26 protein-coding genes and 1 tRNA gene are annotated in these 22,837 nt (G+C 58.7%); 25 read left to right on the forward strand and 2 right to left on the reverse strand.

Translation table 11 applies throughout. The features are described 5' to 3' along the window. Nucleotides 1-38: 38 nt before the first annotated feature. From ACR0LZ_RS05325 to ACR0LZ_RS05385, 13 genes are all read left to right on the forward strand, one after another. Nucleotides 39-896 carry an HpcH/HpaI aldolase/citrate lyase family protein gene (locus tag ACR0LZ_RS05325; RefSeq protein ID WP_480748733.1) on the forward strand — a complete coding sequence of 286 codons (858 nt, stop codon included), beginning with the start codon at nucleotides 39-41 and terminating at the stop codon, nucleotides 894-896. Between the two features lie 7 nt (nucleotides 897-903). Then, a complete protein-coding gene (locus ACR0LZ_RS05330) occupies nucleotides 904-1,458 on the forward strand; it encodes an NnrU family protein (protein ID WP_480748734.1) in 555 nt (184 codons plus the stop codon). 9 nt (nucleotides 1,459-1,467) lie between these two features. Then, entirely contained in the window at nucleotides 1,468-1,674 is a 207-nt protein-coding gene (locus tag ACR0LZ_RS05335) for a DUF1737 domain-containing protein (RefSeq protein WP_480748735.1), read from the forward strand. Further along, a complete protein-coding gene (locus ACR0LZ_RS05340) occupies nucleotides 1,674-2,702 on the forward strand; it encodes a MaoC family dehydratase (RefSeq protein ID WP_480748736.1) in 1,029 nt (342 codons plus the stop codon). Before ACR0LZ_RS05335 ends, ACR0LZ_RS05340 begins: the two co-directional genes overlap by 1 nt. 59 nt (nucleotides 2,703-2,761) lie before the next feature. Then, entirely contained in the window at nucleotides 2,762-3,421 is a 660-nt protein-coding gene (locus tag ACR0LZ_RS05345; protein ID WP_480748737.1) for a DUF1194 domain-containing protein, read from the forward strand. A 214-nt stretch (nucleotides 3,422-3,635) separates the two neighbouring features. Then, on the forward strand, nucleotides 3,636-4,022 hold the full coding sequence (sdhC, locus tag ACR0LZ_RS05350; RefSeq protein WP_480748738.1) for a succinate dehydrogenase, cytochrome b556 subunit: 387 nt from the start codon (nucleotides 3,636-3,638) through the stop codon (nucleotides 4,020-4,022). A 12-nt stretch (nucleotides 4,023-4,034) separates the two neighbouring features. Further along, nucleotides 4,035-4,406, forward strand: coding sequence for a succinate dehydrogenase, hydrophobic membrane anchor protein (sdhD, locus tag ACR0LZ_RS05355; RefSeq protein WP_480748739.1), 372 nt, complete (start codon nucleotides 4,035-4,037; stop codon nucleotides 4,404-4,406). A 19-nt stretch (nucleotides 4,407-4,425) separates the two neighbouring features. Then, the gene (sdhA, locus tag ACR0LZ_RS05360) at nucleotides 4,426-6,231 is read left to right on the forward strand and encodes a succinate dehydrogenase flavoprotein subunit (protein ID WP_480748740.1); all 1,806 of its coding nucleotides are present in this window, start codon (nucleotides 4,426-4,428) and stop codon (nucleotides 6,229-6,231) included. Between the two features lie 11 nt (nucleotides 6,232-6,242). Then, nucleotides 6,243-7,022, forward strand: coding sequence for a succinate dehydrogenase iron-sulfur subunit (locus ACR0LZ_RS05365; RefSeq protein WP_480748741.1), 780 nt, complete (start codon nucleotides 6,243-6,245; stop codon nucleotides 7,020-7,022). 19 nt (nucleotides 7,023-7,041) lie between these two features. Next, nucleotides 7,042-7,755: a ZIP family metal transporter gene (locus ACR0LZ_RS05370; protein WP_480748742.1), complete on the forward strand. Its 714-nt coding sequence runs from the start codon at nucleotides 7,042-7,044 to the stop codon at nucleotides 7,753-7,755. A 116-nt stretch (nucleotides 7,756-7,871) separates the two neighbouring features. Next, complete coding sequence (locus ACR0LZ_RS05375) at nucleotides 7,872-8,018, forward strand: hypothetical protein (protein WP_480748743.1); 147 nt, start codon at nucleotides 7,872-7,874, stop codon at nucleotides 8,016-8,018. A 512-nt stretch (nucleotides 8,019-8,530) separates the two neighbouring features. Then, nucleotides 8,531-9,700, forward strand: a complete 1,170-nt coding sequence (locus ACR0LZ_RS05380) for a type III PLP-dependent enzyme (protein WP_480748744.1) — start codon at nucleotides 8,531-8,533, stop codon at nucleotides 9,698-9,700. A gap of 83 nt (nucleotides 9,701-9,783) precedes the next feature. After that, the gene (locus ACR0LZ_RS05385) at nucleotides 9,784-10,629 is read left to right on the forward strand and encodes an urea carboxylase-associated family protein (RefSeq protein WP_480748745.1); all 846 of its coding nucleotides are present in this window, start codon (nucleotides 9,784-9,786) and stop codon (nucleotides 10,627-10,629) included. 6 nt (nucleotides 10,630-10,635) lie between these two features. Here ACR0LZ_RS05385 and rnpA read toward each other — a convergent pair whose 3' ends face one another. Both rnpA and rpmH read right to left on the reverse strand, forming a co-directional pair. Beyond that, nucleotides 10,636-11,064: a ribonuclease P protein component gene (gene rnpA, locus ACR0LZ_RS05390; protein WP_480748746.1), complete on the reverse strand. Its 429-nt coding sequence runs from the start codon at nucleotides 11,062-11,064 to the stop codon at nucleotides 10,636-10,638. Nucleotides 11,065-11,092: 28 nt separating this feature from the next. Further along, complete coding sequence (gene rpmH, locus ACR0LZ_RS05395) at nucleotides 11,093-11,227, reverse strand: 50S ribosomal protein L34 (RefSeq protein ID WP_005980833.1); 135 nt, start codon at nucleotides 11,225-11,227, stop codon at nucleotides 11,093-11,095. Between the two features lie 293 nt (nucleotides 11,228-11,520). Here rpmH and ACR0LZ_RS05400 point away from each other — a divergent pair, with 293 nt between their 5' ends. The 12 genes from ACR0LZ_RS05400 to ACR0LZ_RS05455 all read left to right on the forward strand — a co-directional run bounded on the left by ACR0LZ_RS05400 (nucleotide 11,521) and on the right by ACR0LZ_RS05455 (nucleotide 22,270). Further along, nucleotides 11,521-12,252 (forward strand): TVP38/TMEM64 family protein, encoded by a 732-nt coding sequence (locus ACR0LZ_RS05400; RefSeq protein ID WP_480748747.1) that lies wholly within the window; start codon nucleotides 11,521-11,523, stop codon nucleotides 12,250-12,252. A gap of 3 nt (nucleotides 12,253-12,255) precedes the next feature. Further along, nucleotides 12,256-13,674: a dihydrolipoyl dehydrogenase family protein gene (locus ACR0LZ_RS05405; RefSeq protein ID WP_480748748.1), complete on the forward strand. Its 1,419-nt coding sequence runs from the start codon at nucleotides 12,256-12,258 to the stop codon at nucleotides 13,672-13,674. Nucleotides 13,675-13,689: 15 nt separating this feature from the next. After that, complete coding sequence (locus ACR0LZ_RS05410) at nucleotides 13,690-15,075, forward strand: sensor histidine kinase (protein WP_480748749.1); 1,386 nt, start codon at nucleotides 13,690-13,692, stop codon at nucleotides 15,073-15,075. Between the two features lie 63 nt (nucleotides 15,076-15,138). Continuing rightward, nucleotides 15,139-15,215, forward strand: a tRNA-Arg gene (locus tag ACR0LZ_RS05415). A gap of 148 nt (nucleotides 15,216-15,363) precedes the next feature. Further along, a complete protein-coding gene (locus ACR0LZ_RS05420; protein ID WP_480748750.1) occupies nucleotides 15,364-16,548 on the forward strand; it encodes a tyrosine-type recombinase/integrase in 1,185 nt (394 codons plus the stop codon). 7 nt (nucleotides 16,549-16,555) lie between these two features. After that, the gene (locus ACR0LZ_RS05425; protein WP_480748751.1) at nucleotides 16,556-17,512 is read left to right on the forward strand and encodes a hypothetical protein; all 957 of its coding nucleotides are present in this window, start codon (nucleotides 16,556-16,558) and stop codon (nucleotides 17,510-17,512) included. A gap of 111 nt (nucleotides 17,513-17,623) precedes the next feature. After that, the gene (locus tag ACR0LZ_RS05430) at nucleotides 17,624-17,833 is read left to right on the forward strand and encodes a MerR family transcriptional regulator (protein WP_480748752.1); all 210 of its coding nucleotides are present in this window, start codon (nucleotides 17,624-17,626) and stop codon (nucleotides 17,831-17,833) included. Nucleotides 17,834-18,016: 183 nt separating this feature from the next. Continuing rightward, on the forward strand, nucleotides 18,017-18,358 hold the full coding sequence (locus ACR0LZ_RS05435; protein WP_480748753.1) for a hypothetical protein: 342 nt from the start codon (nucleotides 18,017-18,019) through the stop codon (nucleotides 18,356-18,358). Continuing rightward, nucleotides 18,351-18,878: a helix-turn-helix domain-containing protein gene (locus ACR0LZ_RS05440; RefSeq protein ID WP_480748754.1), complete on the forward strand. Its 528-nt coding sequence runs from the start codon at nucleotides 18,351-18,353 to the stop codon at nucleotides 18,876-18,878. Before ACR0LZ_RS05435 ends, ACR0LZ_RS05440 begins: the two co-directional genes overlap by 8 nt. A 31-nt stretch (nucleotides 18,879-18,909) precedes the next feature. Then, a complete protein-coding gene (locus tag ACR0LZ_RS05445; protein ID WP_480748755.1) occupies nucleotides 18,910-19,545 on the forward strand; it encodes a hypothetical protein in 636 nt (211 codons plus the stop codon). Between the two features lie 461 nt (nucleotides 19,546-20,006). Then, nucleotides 20,007-20,720, forward strand: a complete 714-nt coding sequence (locus ACR0LZ_RS05450) for a DUF7901 domain-containing protein (RefSeq protein WP_480748756.1) — start codon at nucleotides 20,007-20,009, stop codon at nucleotides 20,718-20,720. Nucleotides 20,721-21,295: 575 nt separating this feature from the next. Further along, complete coding sequence (locus ACR0LZ_RS05455; protein WP_480748757.1) at nucleotides 21,296-22,270, forward strand: HAD family hydrolase; 975 nt, start codon at nucleotides 21,296-21,298, stop codon at nucleotides 22,268-22,270. Nucleotides 22,271-22,837 lie beyond the last annotated feature (567 nt).

Below are 22,837 nucleotides of genomic sequence, written 5' to 3' on the forward strand. Positions count from 1 at the left end.
GGGCAGTTTTGCGCAACTTTATTTCTTGAGGGAAAACCATGGATCAACGCCTGCGCCCCTATCGCTCAGTACTTTACATTCCGGGATCCCGGGAGCGGGCTCTGGAAAAGGCCAGAACCTTGCCTGTCGATGCCATCATCTTTGATCTCGAGGATGCGGTTGCCGCGAATGAAAAGGACAACGCCCGCGAGACGCTCAAGGCGGCTCTGGCGGCGGGCGGTTATGGCGATCGGGTGCGGATCGTGCGAATCAACGGCCTCGACACCCCTTGGGGGCGGGCCGATGCCGAAGCAGTGCGCGAGATGGCGGCGGATGTCGTTCTGTTGCCCAAGGTGAACAGCGCCGCGGATGTAGAGGCGCTCGCTGCGATCACCGGCGATCTGCCGATTTGGGCGATGATGGAAACACCGCGCGGCATGCTGAACGCGGCGGAAATCGCGGCGCATCCGCTGATGGCGGGCTTCGTCATGGGCACGAACGACCTTGCCAAGGAGCTTCAGACCCGTTTCCGCCCTGACCGCACGCCCCTGATGACCTCACTGGGCCTGTGTGTTCTGGCGGCCAAGGCCGAGGGCCTGATCATCATCGACGGCGTCTACAACGCCTTCAAGGATGTCGAGGGGCTGGCCTCCGAATGTGAACAGGGCCGGGATATGGGTTTTGATGGCAAGACCCTGATCCACCCGGCGCAGGTGGATATCGCCAACGCCGCCTTTGCTCCGTCGGATAGCGAAGTCGACCTGGCCCGTCGCCAGATTGCCGCTTTCGAAGAAGTCACAGCGCGGGGGCAGGGGGTTGCCGTGGTGGATGGCAAGATCGTCGAAAATCTTCACGTTGCAACGGCCCGCGAAATTCTGGCAAAAGCAGAGGCGATTTTGACTTTGCAAGCGGGGTAGGCCGGCAATGGGCTTCGTTCTTCTGATCCTGGGTGTGGCGCTTTGGTGGGCCGCCCATCTGTTCAAACGTATTATGCCCGAGCGACGCGCCGCGATGGGCGAGTCTGGCAAAGGGGCGGTTGCCGCAGCACTGCTGGTGTCCATCGTTTTGATGGTTATCGGCTATCGCATGACCGATTTCATCCATGTCTGGTCACCGCCGACCTTCATGGTGCATATCAACAACCTGCTGGTGTTGATCGCGATCTGGATGATGAGCCCTGCGGGCACCAAGGGCCTGATCCTGAACAAAATGCGCCATCCGATGCTGGCGGGTTTCCGGGCATGGGCCGTGGCGCATCTGCTGGTAAACGGCGATCTTGCGTCGATCATCCTGTTCGGTGGCCTCTTCCTGTGGGGCATGGTCGAGGTTGTCGCGATCAACCGGGCAGAGCCAAACTGGACCCCGTCGCAGCCGGGCACGCTGGGCAAGGACGGAATGTTCTTTGTGGCCTCGATCGTTCTGCTGGTCGTCATCGGCTATGTTCATGGGCTCGTCGGTCCGTCACCCTTCCCGACATAAGGAAACAGCATGTCGAAGCTCTATCGCCTCCTGACCGAGGAGGACACGTCAGCATTCTGTCACAAGGTTTCGGATGCATTGGCCAAGGGGTGGGAATTGCATGGGTCTCCGTCCTATGCCTTTGACCCTGCAAACAACGTCATGCGTTGCGCGCAGGCAGTAACCAAGGATGTCGAGGCCGACTATTCTCCGGCAATGAAACTGGGGCAGCAATGATGGCGAAGACCAACCCGGGCCGCTTTTTCGAGGATTATTCCGTCGGGCAAACCTTGATCCACGCGGTTCCACGCACGGTATCGGGGGGGGAGCGCGCATTGTACCACGCGCTTTACCCAGCACGCCACGCGCTTTACTCGTCGGACACATTTGCACAGTCCTGCGGTCTGCCGCAAAGCCCGATCGATGATCTGGCGGCGTTCCATGTGGTTTTTGGCAAGACAGTACCAGATGTGTCGCTGAACGCGGTCGCCAATCTGGGATATGCCGAGGGGCGTTGGCTGAAACCGGTCTGGCCAGGCGACACGCTGCGTTCTGTGTCCGAAGTGATCGGGCTCAAGCAGAACTCGAACGGCAAAACCGGGGTGGTTTGGGTGCGCACGCGCGGGCTGAACCAGCGCGACGAGGTGGTCATGGAATATGTCCGCTGGGTGATGGTGCGCAAATCGAACCTTGACGCCCCCGCACCGGATACCGTGGTACCGGAGCTTGACAAGGTCGTGCCTGCCGACCGGCTGGTGATCCCAGAAGGGCTGGATTTCTCGACCTACGATTTCGACCTGGCGGGCGAACCGCATCGCTGGGGCGACTATGAAGTCGGGGAAAAAATCGACCATGTTGATGGCGTGACCATCGAAGAAGCCGAACACATGATCGCCACCCGGTTGTGGCAGAACACCGCCAAGGTGCATTTTGACCTGACTTTCCGTCCCGAAGGCCGCCTGATTTATGGCGGTCACGTCATCTCGATGGCGCGCGCCTTGTCTTTCAACGGTCTGGCCAATGCCCAGATGATTGTGGGTCTGAACGGCGGCGCGCACGCCAATCCGTGTTTTGCCGGGGACACGGTAAAAGCCTGGACCGAAGTTCTGGACAAGGCGGACACTGGCGCGCCCGGCGTTGGTGCAATCCGTCTGCGGCTGGTGGCGACCAAGGGTGGCGAGGCGTTTGCGCTGAAAACCGACGAGGGTAAATATCGCCCCGAGGTGCTGTTGGATCTGGACTATTGGGCGTTGATGCCAAAGTAACATCGGGAACCTGACAGTCATGTGATCCCAACGCGGATTTTCCGTGCTAGGCTGGGGGCATGAACGTTCTGCGCTGCATTGCTTTCAGTGTTGTTCTGGCGCCGCCAGCGGCGGCCTGCGATCTGGCGTTGGCCTTGGCTGTGGATGTTTCTGGTTCCGTTGATTCTCGGGAATACCGCCTTCAGATGGACGGCTTGGCCGAAGGCTTGCGCGACCCGGTAGTGTCCGAGGCGCTGGTGCGGGCCGAGGCGCAACTGATGCTGATCCAGTGGACAGGCGCGTCCCGCCAGCAGGTCACGATCCCCTGGACCAGCGTTGACAGTTTCGAAGCCCTTGAGGCGTTTGCGCGGAATGTGGAAAACGATCCCCGCATCTGGCGAAATTTTTCGACCGCGATCGGTGAGGCGCTGGAAGCGACGATGGCGACCTTTGCCGAAGTTCGGGATTGCTCGCGGCTGTTGATTGATGTTTCGGGGGATGGGGTTTCCAACGAAGGGATTGAACCGACAAAAACGCATGAGGGTTTGCGCGAATTGGGCATTACGGTCAATGCAATTGCCATTGAGGAAAGCGAGCCAGACTTGACCGCTTACTTTTACGAAAACGTCATTATTGGCGAAGGTGCTTTTGTCGTCACAGCCGGGGGCTTTCGGGATTATCCCGAGCGCATCCGGAAGAAATTGCTGCGCGAAGTTACCCAACAAACCGCGTTTCGGTGACAAGACAAGATTCGTGATCACAATGGCGGTTGCTTGATATCGCTCACATTCCCGCTCCGGCGGGGGCAACGTGATCACACAGATTGTCCGCGTGATCACAAACATGCAATATCCGCAGAATTGATCGCTTTTTCTGATCTTTTTGCACCTGCAGCGCGTGACAGATTCGGAAAATCGGGTAAAAACTCTCTCAACCAACCTGAAAGGAGCCACAATGGCCGATGTCAATCGGGGCAACCGCCCGCTTTCACCGCACCTGAGCATTTACCGGCCGCAGCTGACGTCGGTGACGTCCATTCTGACGCGCATCACCGGAAACGCACTCATCGTTGCGGCGCTGCTGATCGTCTGGTGGTTCCTCGCCGCCGCGACCTCGCCCGAGTACTACGCATTCGCCAATGCCGTGATCACGTCTTTGCTGGGTGACATAGTCATGGCGCTGTCGCTTTGGGGGCTGTGGTATCACACTCTGGCCGGCGTCCGGCATCTGGTTTGGGACAACGCAATCGGCCTGGACATCCCGACCGCCTACAAGCTGGGATGGGCTGTGGTGATCGGCTCGTTCGTCCTGACCATCCTGACCCTTCTGGTCATCGCATAACGGAGGCCGATGATGCGTTATCTTACCGACCGCAAACGTGCCGTTGGCATGGGGGCCGCGAAAGCCGGAACCGCTCATTTCTGGGCCATGAAAGTCAGCTCGGTGGCTCTGCTGATCCTTGTGCCACTGTTCGTCTTTACCTTTGGCCCGATGTTGGGTCAGCCACATGATGCAGTGCTGGACTACTTCTCGCGCCCGTTCCCGGCCATCGTCGCGGCGTTGACGCTGCTCGTCGGCTTCAAGCACTTTGCTGACGGCGCGCAGGTGATGCTTGAAGATTACGTCCATGGCCTGACGCAGAAAATTCTGATCATCGGCGTGATCTGCTTGTCCTATGCCGCCGCCGCGACCGGCCTTTTTGCTATCGCGCGCATCGCCCTCTAACGACCGGAGCTGAAAGAACATGGCTGCTTACGAATACGAAACGCATGAATATGACGTGGTCGTTGTCGGCGCTGGCGGTGCCGGTCTGCGGGCGACGCTGGGCATGGCCGAACAGGGCCTGCGCACCGCCTGTGTGACCAAGGTTTTCCCGACCCGCTCGCACACGGTTGCCGCACAAGGTGGGATCGCCGCCTCGCTGTCGAATATGGGGCCGGACAACTGGCAATGGCACATGTACGACACCGTCAAAGGGTCGGACTGGTTGGGCGATACCGACGCGATGGAATACCTGGCCCGCCACGCGCCCAAGGCGGTTTATGAGCTGGAGCATTATGGCGTACCCTTCAGCCGCACTGAAGAGGGCAAGATCTATCAGCGCCCCTTTGGCGGTCACACGACCGAGTTCGGCGAGGGCCCCGCGGTGCAGCGGACTTGTGCCGCCGCCGACCGGACCGGCCACGCCATCCTGCACACGCTCTATGGCCAGAGCCTCAAGAACAACGCCGAGTTCTACATCGAGTATTTCGCCATCGATCTGATCATGTCCGATGACGGGCAATGTCAGGGGGTTGTCTGCTGGAAGCTGGACGACGGCACCATGCATGTCTTCAATGCCAAGATGGTGGTGCTGGCGACCGGCGGTTATGGGCGCGCCTACTTCTCGGCCACTTCGGCGCATACCTGCACCGGTGACGGCGGCGGCATGGTGGCACGTGCTGGACTGGCCCTGCAGGATATGGAGTTCGTACAGTTCCATCCGACCGGCATTTACGGTTCGGGCTGCCTGATCACCGAAGGTGCTCGGGGCGAAGGTGGATACCTGACCAACTCCGAAGGCGAGCGGTTCATGGAGCGTTACGCGCCTCAGTACAAGGACCTCGCGCCGCGTGACTATGTCAGCCGCTCGATGACCATGGAAATCCGCGAAGGCCGCGGCGTGGGCAAGGATGGCGATCACATCCACCTGAATCTTTCCCACCTGCCGCCCGAGGCTCTGGCAGAGCGTCTGCCAGGTATCTCGGAATCGGCCAAGATCTTTGCCGGAGTGGACGTGACCAAGGAACCGATCCCGGTTCTGCCGACCGTGCACTACAACATGGGCGGCATTCCGACCAACTATTGGGGCGAAGTGCTGAACCCGACCTCCGACAATCCGACCGCCGTCGTGCCTGGCCTGATGGCCGTGGGCGAGGCGGGTTGCGCTTCGGTACATGGCGCCAATCGCCTGGGTTCGAACTCGCTGATCGACCTGGTGGTCTTTGGCCGTGCCGCCGCGATTCGCGCTGGCACGGTCGTCGATGCCGAGGCGCCGAACCCGGTGTTGAACCAGACGTCGGTCGACAAGGCGTTTGATCGGTTCGACGGGCTGCGAAATGCCAGCGGAGGCGTCGCAACCGCCGATCTGCGGCTTGAGATGCAAAAGACCATGCAGGCGGACGCGGCAGTGTTCCGCACCTCGAAAACCATGGCCGAAGGCGTCGAGAAGATGACCGCCATCGCAGCCAAGTTGGACGACCTGAAAGTCACCGACCGGTCGTTGGTCTGGAACAGCGACCTGATGGAAACGCTGGAACTCACCAACCTGATGCCCAACGCGCTGGCCACCATCGTCGGTGCCGAGGCGCGCAAGGAAAGCCGCGGCGCGCATGCGCACGAGGATTTCACCACGCGCGACGACGAGAACTGGCGGGTGCATACAGTCAGCCGGGTTGAAGGCAACCAGGTCGAACTCAGCTATCGTCCCGTCATCGTTGATCCGCTGACCACCGAAGAAGAAGGCGGCATCAGCCTCAAGAAAATCGCGCCCAAGGCGCGGACGTTCTAAGGAGACAGATCATGGTTCAATTCAGCCTCCCCAAGAACTCCAGGATCACCACGGGCAAGACGTGGCCCAAGCCTCAAGGCGCGACCAATGTGCGGAAATTCCAGATCTATCGCTGGAACCCGGATGACGGTCAAAACCCGCGCGTGGATACCTATTTCGTCGATATGGACGAATGCGGCCCGATGGTTCTGGACGCACTGATCAAGATCAAGAATGAGATCGATCCGACGCTGACTTTCCGCCGCTCCTGCCGCGAAGGCATTTGTGGCTCATGCGCGATGAATATCGACGGAATAAACACTTTGGCCTGCATCTACGGCATGGATGAGATCAAGGGCGACGTGAAGATCTATCCGCTGCCGCATATGCCGGTGGTCAAGGACCTGATCCCGGATCTGACGCATTTCTATGCCCAGCACGCTTCGATCATGCCGTGGCTGGAAACCAAGACCAACCGTCCGGCCAAGGAGTGGAAGCAGTCGATAGAGGACCGCAAGAAACTGGACGGGCTGTATGAATGCGTGATGTGCGCCAGCTGCTCGACCTCGTGCCCCAGCTATTGGTGGAACGGTGATCGTTATCTTGGCCCCGCCGCGCTTTTGCACGCCTATCGTTGGATCATCGACAGCCGGGATGAGGCAACGGGGGAGCGTCTGGATGAGTTGGAAGATCCATTCAAGCTTTACCGCTGCCATACGATCATGAACTGTGCAAAGACTTGTCCCAAGGGTCTGAACCCGGCCAAGGCGATTGCGGAGATCAAGAAAATGATGGTGGAACGCACCGTTTGAGATGCCTAGTGTCAGCGGTATGACGCCGCTGACATACGCATTGTTGCTTTCCCTTTTTGCTGGCCTCGCGATGCCTTTGGGCGGAGCTTTGGCGCGCTATGAACATATCAGCGATCTGCAGCTGAAAGACCGGGTTCTGCATGGCATCACGGCCTTTGGAGGTGGTGCTTTGCTATCGGCGGTTGCGCTTGTACTGGTGCCGAAAGGGTCGCAAGCTTTGCCCGTCTTTTTTGCCGTTCCGCTTCTGTTGGGCGGTGGGCTGACCTTCTATGCAGTCGACAAGCACCTTGAGCGGCAGGGGGGGACCGGTGCCTTGTTGCTGGCGATGCTGCTCGACTTCCTGCCCGAAGCGATGGCGCTGGGCGCTTTGCTGACCGTCGAGGCGGCAACGGCCAAGCTGCTGGCGGCGATGATCTTCCTTCAAAACCTGCCCGAGGGGTTTTCGGCATTTCGCGACATCTGGAAAAACAGTCATGTGTCGAGCGTGCAGATTATCGTTATTTTTCTGGGCCTTGCGGCATTGGGGCCGGTATGTGCGGCAGTTGGTTTCCACTTTCTGTCCAACGATCCGGAAACTCTGGGCGCGATCATGATCTTTGCCGCTGGCGGTATTCTGTACCTGCTGTTTCAGGACATCGCACCTGAGGCGAGAAGCAAGGGAAGCTGGTCGCCGGCCCTTGGTGGCGTGATGGGTTTCGCGCTGGGTCTTGCGGGCGATATGCTGATCCATTGAGGTCAGCCTTGCGGTCCGTGCATGTCCAGAATGCAAAGAGATGGGGTGATTTGCGCCGTTCGCGGGCCTAATGTCGAAGCGGGGAGGGATGGTTGACCTTGAGAAGGACGACACCCATGAAAGCCGTTGAAGAAAAAAGAAAATTCCCGGCAGACGAGGCCCTGAAACTGTTGGAGCAGGCATGGGCATATTACACTCCGGAAAAGGAAATCCCGCCCGTTTCGCGTGAGCCCGATCTGTTCGAATACGCAAACGCCGCGTAACCTAAGGCTTGCGTTCCGGCGAGGCCCCGGGCAGATGTCTGGGGTATGCCGGTTCTGCTATTGCTTCTTGCCCTTGGGGTATTTGCCTATTTCGTCTGGCGGGCGCGTACAACTTCGCTGACGCGTGATTGCCGATGGCGGCAGCACCGGGCCGAAGGGTGCTGGACCTGCGCGTTTTGCGGGGCGCGCGTGGCGGGTCAGGATTCGCCCAAGGCATGTTTGCGGACGCGTGACTAGGCCTCGAACTGTCCGGATTGTACCGGTTTCAAAGGGGTCATGTTCCGTTTTGTACAAATGCGTTGTCGGGGCGACAAAGAATTTGCGGGCGCGGCAAAAATTTATTTTGGACCCGATCTTTTTTCTTGCAATGAGTTCGCAAGACTCCGATATGGCGATTAAAGACGCCAACGCACGCGCCTCTGTCGTAAGGGCTGCTCCCTATGGTTACGTAGCGACGGTAACGTCTCCACCTTAGCTTCGCGGTCACCGCGCCGCGCCTGTTGGAGATGACCATGAACGCTCTCGTAACCGGGCTTTTTGCCCGTGGCGATGCGACTCTGTCGCGCGCTGAATCCTTCATTCTGACCAACCGATTTGACCGCCCGACGCTGGTGATCGACACCGATGCGGTTGCCCGTCAGTTCGCGGCGCTGGCGCAGGGTTTGGGCAGGGCCTGGATCCACTATGCCGTCAAGGCCAATCCGCATCCAGCGATCCTGGAAACGCTTGCCCGCGCAGGAAGCAATTTTGACGCGGCTTCGCGTGCCGAGATCGAAATGTGCTTTGCTGCCGGTGCAGGGCCTGAGCGGATTTCGTTCGGCAACACCGTCAAGAAGCCGACCGACATCGCGTGGGCGCATGACGCGGGTATCACCCTGTTTGCTGCCGACGCCGAAGACGAACTGGACAAGATCGCCGAGCATGCGCCCGGCGCGCGGGTCTATATCCGCATGATCGTCGAGGCGACGCAGGCCGATTGGCCGCTGAGCCGCAAGTTCGGCTGTGCACCCGACAAGGCGATTGCGGTGCTGGACCATGCGCGCGCGCTTGGTCTGGGTACGATTGGTCTGTCGTTCCATGTCGGGTCGCAAACCCGCCGGGCCGAAATGTGGGTGCCGGTTCTGGATCAGGTCGCCGCCGTCTGGCACGCCGCCCGCGCGGCGGGACACGACCTGAGCCTGCTCAATATCGGCGGCGGCTTTCCGGCCTATTACGGCACCGAGGTGGATGCGCCCGAGCTGTACGCCGCCGAGGTCATCAAGCTGGTGACCGAGCGTTTTGGCGAGGTTCCGCACATCATGGCGGAGCCGGGCCGGGGCATGGTGGCCGAGGCAGGTGCGATTGCCGCCGAGGTGCTGCTGGTTGCGCGCAAGTCGGACAACGATCTGCACCGATGGGTCTATCTGGATATCGGCAAGTTCTCGGGTCTGGCCGAGACCATGGACGAGGCGATCTGTTATCAGTTCCTGACCGAGCGGGATCACGAGCCCACCGGGCCTTGTGTTCTGGCCGGGCCGTCCTGCGACAGCGCCGACGTGATGTATGAAAAGAAACTGGTGCATCTGCCGCTGGGCCTGCGTGGCGGTGATCGGATCACGATCCGCAATTGCGGCGCCTATACCTCGACCTATGCGTCGGTCGGGTTCAACGGGTTTCCACCGCTGGATGTGATTGCGATCTGAATTTTCGGACCTGGGGCCGGGGCCGTCTTGCCTCCGGGGTCTGACTGGGGCTTTATGTGCGGAAAACCCGTGACAGGTGCCCCATGACGAATGCCCCTTCTGATGCCGTTGCCCGCCGCGCCGTGGCGCCGGTGATCTGCTATCCGCCCGAAACATTGCCCGCGCCCGATCTGGATCTTTACCGGGCGGCGCGGGCGACGGCGACCAAGACGGCCGAGGTGGTGGTGCCGCCGCGCGATGCCGCCTGTTTCGAAGTGCCTGCCGGGCATTTCTTTCGCATCACCTCGATCGAGGGGCCGCAGGTGGGGGATTTCAACCTGTGGAATCTGCACGATCTGTCCGAGCGGTTTTTTTCGGGCAAGACCCGCGCGTTGCACGGCACCCATGTCACCACCGGAGAGCGGTTGTGGTCGAGCCTGCCCCATATGCGTCCGATGGCCACCATCATCGAGGACACGCTGGATTGGTACGGAATCGACGCATTCGGCGGTTCGGTGCATGACGTGATCGGCACGCGCTGCGATCCCTATACCGGCAATCTGCTGGCCGGGACGCAGTATCACCATTGCTGTCATTCCAACCTGACACGGGCGCTGGCCGATCATCTGGGCATACCGCTGGCCGAGGCCGAACTGCATGTTCACGACGTGCTGAACGTGTTCATGTGCACCGGGTTCACCCGCGATACCGGGCAGTATTTCATGAAGGCCTCGCCGGTGCGGCCCGGCGATTACCTGGAGTTTTTTGCCGAGATCGATGTGCTGGGCAATCTGAGCGCCTGTCCGGGTGGCGATTGTTCGTCAGAGCATTCCTCGGACACTGCCGCCTGCTATCCGATGCTGGTCGAGGTATTCGCGCCTGCAGATGGCGCGCTGGCGGGATGGCAGAGCCCCGGCCTGAACGGGTATGACCGCAGCCACGGCAGATAGGCGGGATTATCTGGGCGGGCTGTGCAGTTTACGCAGCGCGCGCCGGAGATCGCCGAGGAGTGTTTCGAAGGGCTGGGTGCCGGTCTCGTTGGCGCGGCCGATGAGGACGTAGTCCCAGCCCGGACGCCCGGTTTCGGGCAGCACCGCGCGCGCCGCTTCGCGCAGGCGTCGCTTGGCGCGGTTGCGGGCCACGGCGTTGCCCACCTTCTTGGAGCAGGTGAAGCCCACGCGAATGCCCTCGCCGCCTTCGTCGGGGCTGCGTTTGCGGGCCTGCACCATCATGGTCGAGGTGCCCTGCCTGCGGGCGCCGGCGGCTTTGAGGAAATCGGATCTGTTGCGCAGCACGGTCAGGGTGACGGGCGCGCAAACGGACGCCGCCGGGGGCGTTTCCCCGGGGTGGTCGATGCCATCCTCAGGGGCCTCCGGCGGCGTCATGTGCGTCAGAACGTCGGTCGTTGAGGGCTTATGCGCTCAGCGACTTGCGGCCACGCGCGCGGCGTGCGTTCAGAATCTTGCGGCCTGCCTTGGTGGCCATGCGTGCGCGGAAACCGTGGCGGCGTTTGCGAACCAGGTTCGAAGGCTGATAGGTGCGTTTCATCGCTCCGTCTCCAATCTTTGGCGGTCGGGGTGCGGCGCGGATTCGCCTGCCCGGGTGTTCGAAGCCTGTCCTCTACTGGCAAGTCGGGGGCAAGTCAAACCCCTTGGGCGGTGTTTTCGACCTCTTTTGCAACAAAATCAGCGGCGACCGGTGCGGGAGGTTTCAAAAACAGCGAACAAGGCCCGAAACACTCACATTTGCCGCCATAAAGTTCAAGGCGGCGTGAGGCCCCTGTTGCTTTTCACTTTCGCAGCGCATGTTGGGGGCGAATGAAAAAAGGCAAAAACAATCAGATGAGTGATGCAACCCAGATGCCCCGGCGCGGGCTGGTGCGGCATGTGCCGCTATTGGTGATTCTCGCCGTGGCCGTCATCGGCTTTTTCGCGCTGGGCGATTTCCTGACCTTCGAGACGTTGCGCGACAACCGCGAGGCGCTGCTGGCGTGGCGCGATGCGAATTACTGGGCCTTGGTGGCGTCGTTCATGGCGGCCTATGTCCTGATCGTGGCATTTTCGCTGCCGGGGGCGGCGGTGGCGTCGATGACCGGCGGGTTCCTGTTCGGGCTGTTTGCCGGGACGGTTTACAATGTCGTTGCGGCGACGATTGGCGCCTCGGCCATCTTTCTGGCGGCCCGGTGGGGGCTGGGGCAGGCGCTGACCGCGCGGCTGGAGGCATCCGAAGGCACCGTCAGAAAGCTCAAGGACGGGTTGCGGGAAAACGAGATCCCGGTGCTGTTCCTGTTGCGGCTGGTTCCGGTGGTGCCGTTTTTCGTGGCCAACCTGGTGCCGGCGCTGGTGGGCGTGAAGTTCCGCAATTTCCTGTTGACCACGGCGCTGGGCATCATCCCCGGCGGGATCGTCTATACCTGGATCGGCGTCGGGCTGGGGGGTGTCTTTGACCGGGGCGGCACGCCGGATATCTCGCTGTTGTGGGAGCCGTTCGTGATCGGGCCGATTCTGGGACTGTGCGCGCTGGCGGCGCTGCCCATCGTGTTCAGGGCCGTCCGTGGCCGCAAAGAGGTCTGAGGCATGAACAGGATCAAGACCGACTTGCTGGTCATTGGCGCAGGGTCGGGCGGGTTGTCGGTGGCGGCAGGCGCGGCGCAGATGGGGGCCGATGTGGTGCTGCTGGAAGGGCACCGGATGGGCGGCGATTGCCTGAATTTCGGCTGCGTGCCCTCGAAGGCGCTGATTGCCAGCGGCAAGGCCGCCCATGCGCAGTCGCATGCCTTGACCTTTGGGGTCGCGGATGTGGCGCCACAGGTGGACTATGCCGCAGCCAAGGATCACGTCCGCGACGTCATTGCGCAAATCGAACCGATGGACAGCCAGGAGCGGTTCGAGGGATTCGGTGTTCGGGTGATCCGGGAATACGGGAAGTTCATCTCTCGGACCGAGGTGCAGGCGGGCAGCCATGTGATCGCGGCCCGGCGGGTGGTGATCGCGACGGGGTCGTCGCCGCTGGTGCCGCCGATACCGGGACTGGACGCTGTTCCTTACGATACCAACGAGACCATATTCGAGTTGCGCGAGAAACCCGACCATCTGTTGATCATCGGCGGCGGTCCCATCGGCATGGAAATGGCGCAGGCGCATGTCCGGCTGGGTTGCAAGGTGACGGTGATCGAGGGGCTGAGGGCGCTGGGCAAGGATGATCCCGAGGCCGCCGCTGTGGTGCTGGAGGCGCTGCGGGGCGAGGGGGTCGAAATTGTCGAACAGGCCATCGTCGCACAGGTCCGGGGCGCGGCGGGCGCGGTCGAGGTCGTCACGCAGGAGGGGGAGATCCATCGCGGCACCCACCTGTTGCTGGCGGTGGGGCGCAAGGCGAATATCGCGCAGCTGAATCTGGAGGCCGCCGGGATCGAAACAGAGGGGGCGGGGATCAAAGTGGACACCGGGCTGCGCACGACGAACCGCCGAGTCTATGCCATTGGCGATGTGGCGGGCGGGCTGCAATTCACCCATGTAGCCGGTTATCATGCGGGGGTGATCATCCGCTCGGCCCTGTTCGGCCTGCCGTCCAAGGCGAAGACGGCCCATATTCCCTGGGTGACGTATACAGAGCCGGAATTGGCGCAGATCGGGCCGACAGAGACACAAGGCAAGGATATTCATGGCGAAAAGCTTGAGGTTGTCCGCTTTGATTATCGCCACAATGACCGGGCGGTGGCGGAGCGAAAAACGACGGGTTTCATCAAGGTGATGGTTGTCGGTGGTCGTCCTGTAGGGGTTACAATCGTCGGACACCAGGCCGGTGAATTGATTAACTTGTGGTCACTGGCGCTGGCTAATAACCTGAAAATGAGCCAAATTGCCGCGATGGTTTCGCCCTATCCGACAATCGGAGAGCTTAACAAACGGGTGGCGGGGGCTTATTTCTCGCCAAGGCTGTTTGAGAATCAAACGGTTAAACGGTTGGTCGGGCTGGTCCAGCGCTGGGTGCCCTGACCGGAAAAGGAGCGTATGCTGAACTCGCTGTCCGGCCGGTTTCTGATCCTGACCACGGTCTTCGTCATGTTGGCCGAAGTTCTGATCTTTGTCCCGTCGATTGCGCGCTTCCGCGAGGATTTCCTGCTCACCCGGCTGGAGCGCGCGCAAATCGCCTCGCTGGCGCTGCTGGCCGATGACATGCTGGCCGAAGAGCTTGAGGCGGAACTGCTGGTCAATGCCGGCGTTTTCAACGTGGTTCTTCGGCGCGACGAGGTGCGGCAACTGATGCTGTCATCGCCGATCCCGAGTGAGGTCACGGATACCTATGATTTGCGGGCGGCTTCGGCCTGGGTTTTGATCCGCGACGCCATGGCCCGCCTGATCCAGCCGGAAAACGAGATCATCCGTGTCATCGGCGAACCAGTGCGCGGCGCGGGATTGCTGATCGAAGTCACCATGGAGACCAAGCCGCTGCGCATGGCGATGATCGATTACGGCGTGCGCATTTTCTGGTTGTCACTGGTCATTTCGATCATCACCGCGTTTTTCCTGTTCCTGGCTGTGCGCGCCTTTATCGTGCGCCCGATCAAGGGGGTTGTCGGATACATGCAGCGCTATGCCCGCGCGCCAGAGGACGTGCGTGGCATCATCCAGCCCCACGCGGGCGTGACCGAACTGCGCGAAGCCGAAGAAGCGCTGCAGATGCTGCAGACCCAGATCACGCAGGCCCTGAAGCAGCGTGAGCGGCTGGCGCAGTTGGGCGGGGCTGTCGCCAAGGTCAGTCATGACCTGCGCAATATCCTGACCTCGGCGCAGTTGTTCACCGACCGGATCGAGGCCAGCGAAGACCCGTTGGTGCGGCGCATGGCGCCCAAGCTGGTGAACTCGATCACCCGGGCGGTGTCCCTGTGCGAGGGCACGCTGGCCTTTGGCCGGGCGGAAGAACCGGCGCCCGCCCTGACCATGGTGCGCATTCACGACGTGGCCGAGGATGTCACCGCCAGCGAGCGGCTGGCGGTCGAGGAGGGCTGTATCGAGATCGTCAACGAGATGCCCGCCGATCTGGTGATCCGCGCCGATCCCGAGCAGATGTTCCGCGTGATCATGAACCTTGTGCGCAACGCGCGTCAGGCACTGGAGGCGGCGAAAAAACCGGGCATCATCACCATCGCCGCCTGCGAGCATGAAACGGACTGGTGCATCGAGGTGCGCGACACCGGCCCCGGCCTGCCGCCCAAGGCGCGGGAGAATCTGTTCACGCCGTTTCAGGGCGGCGTGCGCAAGGGCGGCACCGGGCTGGGCCTTGCGATTTCTTCCGAAATCGTGCGGGGCCATGGCGGCGAGCTGGTGCTGAAAGAGACCGGAACGGAGGGAACGACCTTTGAAATAAGGCTTCCCAGAGGCGATCGGGTTTTTTGAAAGTTTTTTGCAGAATCGGCTTGCGCCCCCCCGATGCTGCGTCTAAACAGCCCCTCACCAAGTGGACCGATAGCTCAGCTGGATAGAGTACTTGACTACGAATCAAGGGGTCGGGGGTTCGAATCCTCCTCGGTCCGCCACTTGGTAATTTTCCAAAATTCCGATGAGACACACTAGGTTTCTCAAACCTCTGTGTTTTATGACTGTAGCCGCGTTGGCGGGTTTCGTTGGATTTTATCCGACTATACCAGTACACTTTCGTTGAGTGGTATATTTTGTGGTATTGCCATGGCTGCGCTCAGCGGGAAGCTGACAAAGAAGCTGGTAGAAAATCTAGGCCCGGGTCGGCATGGCGATGGTTCTGGTCTTTATCTTGTTGTTGATCCCTCTGGTGCGCGGCGCTGGATCGTGCGCGTAACGGTCAAGGGACAGAAAAACCGCAAGGGCGCTCCGCTGCGCACGGATTTTGGATTGGGTGGCGCTGATGTTGTCACTCTGAACCAAGCCCGAGAAAGAGCTCTCGAGTATCGACGAATGGCAAAGTCCGGGTTGAACCCGCGTTTCAATGCCCAGCGAGAAATCCCGACCTTTGAAGAGCTCAGCCGACAGGTTCACATTGACCGCCTACCGACGTGGAAGAATGCCAAGCATGGGCAGCAGTGGCTCAACACTTTGCGCGACTATGCGTTCCCCAAGATCGGCCGTATGCCGGTCGACAGCATCGATCAACCTGAAGTGCTGATGTGCCTGTCCCCCATCTGGACCGAGAAACAAGAAACGGCGAAGCGGCTGTCTCAACGGATCAAGACAGTGCTCGACGTGGCAAAGTCCAAGGGCTTCCGCTCGGGCGAGAACCCGGTGACCGCGATCCGCGAAGGTAAGGTGCTGCCCACCTTCAAAGCCAAAGTTCAGCACCATGACGCGATGCCGTGGCAGGAGGTGCCCGCGTTCTATGCCGAGTTGCAGACCCGCTCAGCCATGGCCGCCAAGGCGCTGCAGTTCACCATCCTGACCGCCTGCCGGACCTCTGAAGTGCTGGAGTTGAAATGGCCCGAGGTTGACGTCGATGCGCGGCTGTGGACCATACCGGCGGCGCGCATGAAAGGCGGACAGGTCCACCGTGTGCCTCTCACCGAAGAAATGCTGGCCATTCTGGAGCCGCTGCGCGCTTTGGCCTCAGACTATGTGTTCGAGGGGCAAAAGCGGCATCAGCCCTTGTCGAACATGTCCATGCTGATGCTGCTGCGCCGGATGCGGCAGGATGGCGTCACCGTGCATGGCTTCCGAAGTTCGTTTCGGGACTGGGCGGCAGAGGCTGCGAACGCGCCACGTGAATTGGCAGAGACAGCTTTGGCCCATCAGGTTGGGTCTGATGTGGAGCGTGCCTACGCCCGGTCGGATATGTTGGAAAGGCGGCGAGAGTTGACCCAATTATGGTCACGTCATGTTCGCGGCCTCAATTTGAGTGGATAAATCATATATGAGCGAAAAGTTATCCCAGCAAGAAATGACAGAGCTCGAGGAAGCCTTAGAAGATGGTTTCAAGGACGACTACCTCCCTGGTTTGAAACTAGAGAAAGTCGAAATGGGAGACCTTTTTCACACAAATCCTTTGTCTCAAGACGTCGTCTATGTTTCGAGCCGGAGTTATTTTGACGATCAAAGCGTCCGATCGGTCACGCAATCCGAGAACATGGACGACTCCGGCTTCTTCAAGGAAACAAATTGGTCTTCGGAGACGTTTTGGTCGATACCTTTCGGATTCAATTTTATGAAAATCCAAGCGTACTTCGAGAAAAAGCGAAAAGAAGTAATTTCGGAATATACAGAACGCTATTTCGGCCATTTTCAGAACGAAGATGCCTTCAATTCCTCGTTTGAAGATAGACCAAGCTTTGAACAATGGATCGAGAGCGCACAATACCCATACACGAAACGCTGGTTTGAACGTCATGCTCTGGCTCTCTCAAGGAAGATTTCTTATGCCATCAAGCAAATCGAGACTTCAAGCGAAGATGATTGTTCTCCCGAAAATCCGCTCAATGGAAAGATGCGCAATTTTTGGATAAAAAGGTACATTGCGGATGCTGTGAAACTGGGGCGTCTGGTTGAGCATTATAGATGGAAGTTCCAATTTGAAGCCCAAATTGTGAATAGGAATCAACAATACGATCAGGCTGGTTCGAGTGGCGGAAAGGCTTCTAGCACTCGAAGGTTGGCAAACCTTGAGATTCTGATGCAACAAATTGAGCAGCTTTCAGGCGCGGTCGGCTTGATCAGTGAAGAACGAATTGTCGAGCAAGCCCTGGAAAAGTCAGTTGCAAAACACAAGGGCTTCCCAAAGTCGCAAAAAACTCATGCAGACTATGGAACGGCGTTACGTTCAGAAGAACCCTTCAAATCAAGGTATGAAGCCGTTTTTAGAAAAAACGCCTAAGCGTTTTCTCGCTTCAGGAAGACGCTTAAGCGCCGGTAAAAGTCTGGTGACACTTCAGCAAAGCTGCCCATAATCGGGAGCCATCGCAACTGATCCAAGAGGATTTCAACGATGGCAAACGTCTTCAATGACGACCGGGTCTATTTCCCAGAAGATCCTGAAATGCAATTGCTGGGAAACCGCGAGAAGCTGGCTCAATGGCGCCACCGCATGTGTGGTCCGGCCTTTATCCGCATCGGTCGGCGGATCGCCTATCATGGCGCTGATCTGAACGACTGGCTGGCGACCCGGCGCACCGACCCCAACAACGAGGCTGCATAATGAAAAACCCCAACTCCAAGCGCGGAGATGGGGCTTTTCCAGTGACATCAACTGCCACCCTAGCAAGTCAAGTTGATGCCACAGGATGTCCCGTGCCGGCAAGACAAAACGAGCGTCGGTATTACTGGTCGCCCCAGAGCCACTCGGTCGAACGGGTGATCGTGCGGAAAGGTCGGATCGAGCATGGCTGATATGTCCTTTTCCAAGTCGCGCAACCAAAGCTATGAAAGCGGGCTGGAAGACGGCCCCCTTTCCCGAACTGATCATCGGGAAACTGCTGAGAACTACAGCGGTGAGCTGTTTCGCCATGGTTTCTACCGCGTCGCCGTCTGCAGGGATGGTATCCAATGGCTGTTTCAGCGCCAGAGACCCCAATTTCCAGCCGGGGGAGCGGCTTGGGACACGCTTGGGTACTGTGTGTCCAAATCCGGCCTAACCCGGCTCGTCCGGGCGCATATAGGCTTCGATATCCCGGAATTGGAGGAATTGCCCGAGCGCTTCCAGCGGACGTGTCGCGATGAATAGGCGCCGATCCCCCAAAGGCAAGCGGTCGGATGAGGGCCAATATGTTCCGCTGCCCTATGCGATGATCAAATCTCCGGCATGGCGGACGTTATCCGGACCTGCAGTGAAGCTCTGGCTGGAGCTTCACACCCGCTTCAACGGTGGCAACAATGGCAAAGTGTTTCTGTCGATGAACGAGGCGGCGGAAATTCTCGGATTGGGCAAGGCCACCGTTCAACGCGCTTTCGAGGATCTGCAGGACAAAGGCTTCCTTGTGCTCGAGCAGGAAGGCAACTGGTATCACCGGCGCGCCCATGAGTGGCGGCTAACGACCAAGACCACACAAACCCGTTCCGGAAAGAAAGCAGCCACCAATGATTGGCGGCTCTGGCAACCCAGAAAAACAAAACGCGGTTCTGAGACGGACCCGTCAGCATCCTCTGTGGTTCCGTTTGAGAACCCAAAGACCTCTCATGGTTCCAATTCAGAACCCGTCAGGCCGATTTCTCGTCGGTCCTTCGGTTCTGAAACGGAACACTAATACTAACCACTCCCTGTTAAGCGAGGCAGGCATGAGCAAGACACAGAAAGACCGAGGCGGCGAAATTCAGAGAAAGGACTCCGAACTTACTGAGGCAGAAGTCAATGCGATTGCTGATCTGAGGGAGCGAAAGAGATCACGTGTCCGGGCCCCGGATATCAAGCTGGACTTCGAAGAGGAAACGCGAAGGCTTACAGTCGGCCACAAAGGGAAAGACCCAAACGCAGCGTGTGCTTTGGCAATGCATGAGCTAGGCACAGCAGACTACAGGTTCTTCGAAGGTGTCATGGATCAAGTCGCAACTCTCGGGCAACAGGATAGATCTGTTTCCGAGACGGCATCGAACTTCGTAATGTCGGTTGTTGCTGGGGTTAAGCCGCAGGACGAGATCGAAGCCATGCTTGCGATCCAAATGGGTGCGGTCCACCAGGCTACGATGATGATGGCACGGCGCCTGAACCACGCAAAAACTCTCCCGCAGCAAGATTCAGCGGAACGGGCGCTTAATAAACTCGCGCGCACTTTCACCAGCCAGGTTGAAACCCTAAAGCGGTATCGCTCCAAGGCGGATCAAACCGTCCGGGTTGAACGCGTTGAGGTTAAAGAAGGTGGTCAGGCAATTGTTGGAAACGTCCACACAGGGGGGCGGGGCGATGAAAAAAAGTAACGACAACCTCATGGACCCCACAAAACGGCTAAGAGACGCCCCCAGATGCGTTGCTACGGCCAAGTCCACAGGTGGGCGATGTAAGGCGCCAGCAGTTCAAGGTTGGACTGTATGTCGTGTTCACGGCGCGCGCGGCGGACACGCTGCAGGGCCAAGCCATCCGTCATGGAAGCACGGAGATAGATCACGAAAGGCCGAAAAAATGCGCAAAACCATCAACGAGATAATTCGCACAGATAAAGAACTACAGAAATTGATCCATTGATTGGGCACTGACTGGTTAACACTCAAAGCAGTCATTCGACCGAACTAGTCGGATGACCGCACCGAGCCCAAGGCGGACGGAAGAACATATTGCAGCGAATGGCGATTCTGGCCGCGATGATCGGACAACCTGTTGCCGGATTGACTCGTTCGGTTGGCCTGTGGTGAAGTGGGAAAATGTGCTTAAGGGGTTTCATATGAAGAATTTGCTTGCTGCACTGGCGATCGCGATGGTTTGTACGGCTGGTGCTTCTGGGGCGGCCACACTTACCGCGAATGACTTACTTTCACCCTACGCAGGTCTAGGCAGCAATGACCCGGCGGCTGGCTCTTCCGATCAGCAAGTGGCTGATGATTTCAGTTTGACATCCGATGCAACGGTTAGAAGCGTCCAGTGGTGGGGCAACTACAGTCAAGATGAAACTTTTCCTGGCACCACGAGCTTTGAGCTGAGGATATTCTCTGACGACGGGAGCGGCTATCTTCCATTAGGTAGCTCCCTTTTTTCGCAGACACTGAACGTCATCGGCTTCTCAACAGGGATTACGACTTCTGGAGACGGGCGGCTCGTGTATAGTTACACCGCAAACTTGGCGCCGCTTATTCTCACGGCTGGAGACTACTGGATTTCTATTGTTGAGAATGACTCCAACACCTCGGCAGTTTGGGAGTGGACGTCGACGGAAAATGGTGGTGGAAGCCAACCGGCTATTTGGCACGGGTATTCAAGCTGGATAACAGGCTGTGGTGGTGTCCCTGATGCGCAATTTTGCGTTAGTCCGTCTCTGCGAGACCGGGCATTTGCACTCTATGACCAGCCCATCGCCCCTGTTCCTCTACCAGCTTCCCTGCCGCTTCTGTTCGGTGGCCTCGTAGGCCTAGGTTGGATTGCTCGCCGTCGTAGATCGTAGCTGAAAGTGGCCGCTTCGTCCCGCGACCCGGGCATTGACCATCGAAAACTCGCTGCGCGCTGCCTGAATGTCGGCAATTCCTTCTGCCGTGCAGCGTGAGAAATTCGGCAGTGCAGCAGGGCGTCGCGCTGCAAGCGCGCGCAACAAAATCCTTATGGGTCTCCTTCGGGGCTCGATGCGATCATCTGAGTCTTTCAGTCAGATGACGGTTTAGGAATGGATAGCGGTCATTGTTGGTGGTCATTCCGAGGAATTTCGCCTGAAGGTCTGCATTGAACGGCAGCGGACGTTCGCTGAAATCTGTTGAACGGCAGAGTTGCGGGACGAAGTTGCTGTTCGCTGTGGGACAGAACGAAAGACCGCCTGAAGGCCTGCTAGGCAAAAAAACGGTCGCCTGTGCGAGTGGGTAATGCGCCAATCGCCCCTCGTTGACATGGAAGCAGCCGAAGCTTTTGTGATCCGTTGCGGGGACAATCATTCTGATTTACGTTCGACAGCGAAAAGAGCCAACGGCTCACCATCTGGCCTTTCACATATCATTTGGGTGAATTGTACAAATAGAAGAGGTCTTTCAAATGTCATTCAACTTAAAAAAGGTAGCCGCACTTGTTTCTGGCATAGTCATTCTCGTAAGTCCGCTGGCCGCTGACCCGCTTCCATCCTGGAACGCCGGAGAGACCAAAAGTGCCATCATTGCTTTCGTGGAAGAAGTAACGGATCCCGCCTCCGACGATTATGTCACACCGTCTGACAGAATCGCGGTCTTTGATAATGACGGTACTCTCTGGTCGGAAAAACCAGCCTACTTCCAGCTATTTTTCGCAATCGATCAGGTGAAGAAGATGGATGCGGCTGCACTCACCTCTGAGGCACTTAAGGCCGCTGCCGAGGGTGACATTGAGGCGCTCATGGCGACCGGTAAGGAAGGACTCATTGAGGTATTGGCTGCTGCTCATACTGGAATGAGCGTAGCAGAATTCAAAGATACAGTCGCCGATTGGCTCGCGGAGGCCACTCATCCGACCACAGGTAAGCCGTATACTGCGATGGTCTATCAACCGATGCTGGAACTGCTGAGCTATCTCCGTGACGAGGGCTTCGCGACATACATTGTCTCCGGCGGTGGCATAGATTTCATTCGCGTATTGTCAGAGGATGCCTACAACATTCCGGTTAACCAGGTCGTTGGTTCATCACTGGTCTCCGAGTACGTCGTTCAGAACGGCTTGCCAGCGCTGATGAAGCAACCTGATCTGTTCTTCAATGATGACAAAGCCGGTAAGCCGGTTGCAATCAACCATCACATAGGAAAGCGTCCCATCTTCGCTGGTGGCAATTCTGACGGCGATTTCCAGATGCTCGAATGGACGACCACCGGTGACGGCCCGTCCTTCGGACTTTATGTGCATCACACCGACGCAGTACGCGAATGGGCTTACGATCGCGAAGGCCACGTTGGCGTACTGAATCGCGGTCTTGACGAAGGGGCCGAGCGCGGGTGGTTCTTTGCCGACATGGCAAAAGACTGGGCGGTGGTCTGGCCAGAGTAAAAAAACAGACAGGTGAGACAGTCCGTTCCGGGCTCGATGCGATCATCTGAGTCTTTCAGTCAGATGACGGTTTAGGAATGGATAGCGGTCATTGTTGGTGGTCATTCCGAGGAATTTCGCCTGAAGGTCTGCATTGAACGGCAGCGGACGTTCGCTGAAATCTGTTGAACGGCAGAGTTGCGGACTGACCGGACTCGTGCAGACGCAGCGAGCGCGATCACTGAAATCCGCCACAGGTCTTCGCTACTGCGGCGACGCGAGATCGCAACGCAGCGAACTTCACCAAACCGGTCATTGGCTGACGCCATCAACCGCCGATGACGTTGCAGCCGTTCGCTGCACCGACGATGGACTGGGAAGATGCGGACTTTTCAGTCATTCAGTCGAAACGTGTGAAGGCAGAAGAATGGATCAAGTCGTAAGATGGGCAATTTGCTCGCAGTCACAATGGGTGTTGCAAGAGCGATCCAGGCTGAACCTATTCGGGTACACGTAACCATCGAACTGAAGCTTGTCACACGAACCGCAAATAGTGGCCTCAGCAAAGCGCAGAGCTTAAGCGACACT

This window comes from Ruegeria sp. CI1 (assembly GCF_056536925.1).

Coding starts and splice junctions, on each gene's coding strand:
- ACR0LZ_RS05325 (WP_480748733.1), top strand. CDS start 39: ATGGATCAACGCCTGCGCCCCTATCGCTCAGTACTTTACATTCCGGGA.
- ACR0LZ_RS05330 (WP_480748734.1), top strand. CDS start 904: ATGGGCTTCGTTCTTCTGATCCTGGGTGTGGCGCTTTGGTGGGCCGCC.
- ACR0LZ_RS05335 (WP_480748735.1), top strand. CDS start 1,468: ATGTCGAAGCTCTATCGCCTCCTGACCGAGGAGGACACGTCAGCATTC.
- ACR0LZ_RS05340 (WP_480748736.1), top strand. CDS start 1,674: ATGGCGAAGACCAACCCGGGCCGCTTTTTCGAGGATTATTCCGTCGGG.
- ACR0LZ_RS05345 (WP_480748737.1), top strand. CDS start 2,762: ATGAACGTTCTGCGCTGCATTGCTTTCAGTGTTGTTCTGGCGCCGCCA.
- sdhC (WP_480748738.1), top strand. CDS start 3,636: ATGGCCGATGTCAATCGGGGCAACCGCCCGCTTTCACCGCACCTGAGC.
- sdhD (WP_480748739.1), top strand. CDS start 4,035: ATGCGTTATCTTACCGACCGCAAACGTGCCGTTGGCATGGGGGCCGCG.
- sdhA (WP_480748740.1), top strand. CDS start 4,426: ATGGCTGCTTACGAATACGAAACGCATGAATATGACGTGGTCGTTGTC.
- ACR0LZ_RS05365 (WP_480748741.1), top strand. CDS start 6,243: ATGGTTCAATTCAGCCTCCCCAAGAACTCCAGGATCACCACGGGCAAG.
- ACR0LZ_RS05370 (WP_480748742.1), top strand. CDS start 7,042: ATGACGCCGCTGACATACGCATTGTTGCTTTCCCTTTTTGCTGGCCTC.
- ACR0LZ_RS05375 (WP_480748743.1), top strand. CDS start 7,872: ATGAAAGCCGTTGAAGAAAAAAGAAAATTCCCGGCAGACGAGGCCCTG.
- ACR0LZ_RS05380 (WP_480748744.1), top strand. CDS start 8,531: ATGAACGCTCTCGTAACCGGGCTTTTTGCCCGTGGCGATGCGACTCTG.
- ACR0LZ_RS05385 (WP_480748745.1), top strand. CDS start 9,784: ATGACGAATGCCCCTTCTGATGCCGTTGCCCGCCGCGCCGTGGCGCCG.
- rnpA (WP_480748746.1), bottom strand. CDS start 11,064: ATGACGCCGCCGGAGGCCCCTGAGGATGGCATCGACCACCCCGGGGAA.
- rpmH (WP_005980833.1), bottom strand. CDS start 11,227: ATGAAACGCACCTATCAGCCTTCGAACCTGGTTCGCAAACGCCGCCAC.
- ACR0LZ_RS05400 (WP_480748747.1), top strand. CDS start 11,521: ATGAGTGATGCAACCCAGATGCCCCGGCGCGGGCTGGTGCGGCATGTG.
- ACR0LZ_RS05405 (WP_480748748.1), top strand. CDS start 12,256: ATGAACAGGATCAAGACCGACTTGCTGGTCATTGGCGCAGGGTCGGGC.
- ACR0LZ_RS05410 (WP_480748749.1), top strand. CDS start 13,690: ATGCTGAACTCGCTGTCCGGCCGGTTTCTGATCCTGACCACGGTCTTC.
- ACR0LZ_RS05420 (WP_480748750.1), top strand. CDS start 15,364: ATGGCTGCGCTCAGCGGGAAGCTGACAAAGAAGCTGGTAGAAAATCTA.
- ACR0LZ_RS05425 (WP_480748751.1), top strand. CDS start 16,556: ATGAGCGAAAAGTTATCCCAGCAAGAAATGACAGAGCTCGAGGAAGCC.
- ACR0LZ_RS05430 (WP_480748752.1), top strand. CDS start 17,624: ATGGCAAACGTCTTCAATGACGACCGGGTCTATTTCCCAGAAGATCCT.
- ACR0LZ_RS05435 (WP_480748753.1), top strand. CDS start 18,017: ATGGCTGATATGTCCTTTTCCAAGTCGCGCAACCAAAGCTATGAAAGC.
- ACR0LZ_RS05440 (WP_480748754.1), top strand. CDS start 18,351: ATGAATAGGCGCCGATCCCCCAAAGGCAAGCGGTCGGATGAGGGCCAA.
- ACR0LZ_RS05445 (WP_480748755.1), top strand. CDS start 18,910: ATGAGCAAGACACAGAAAGACCGAGGCGGCGAAATTCAGAGAAAGGAC.
- ACR0LZ_RS05450 (WP_480748756.1), top strand. CDS start 20,007: ATGAAGAATTTGCTTGCTGCACTGGCGATCGCGATGGTTTGTACGGCT.
- ACR0LZ_RS05455 (WP_480748757.1), top strand. CDS start 21,296: ATGTCATTCAACTTAAAAAAGGTAGCCGCACTTGTTTCTGGCATAGTC.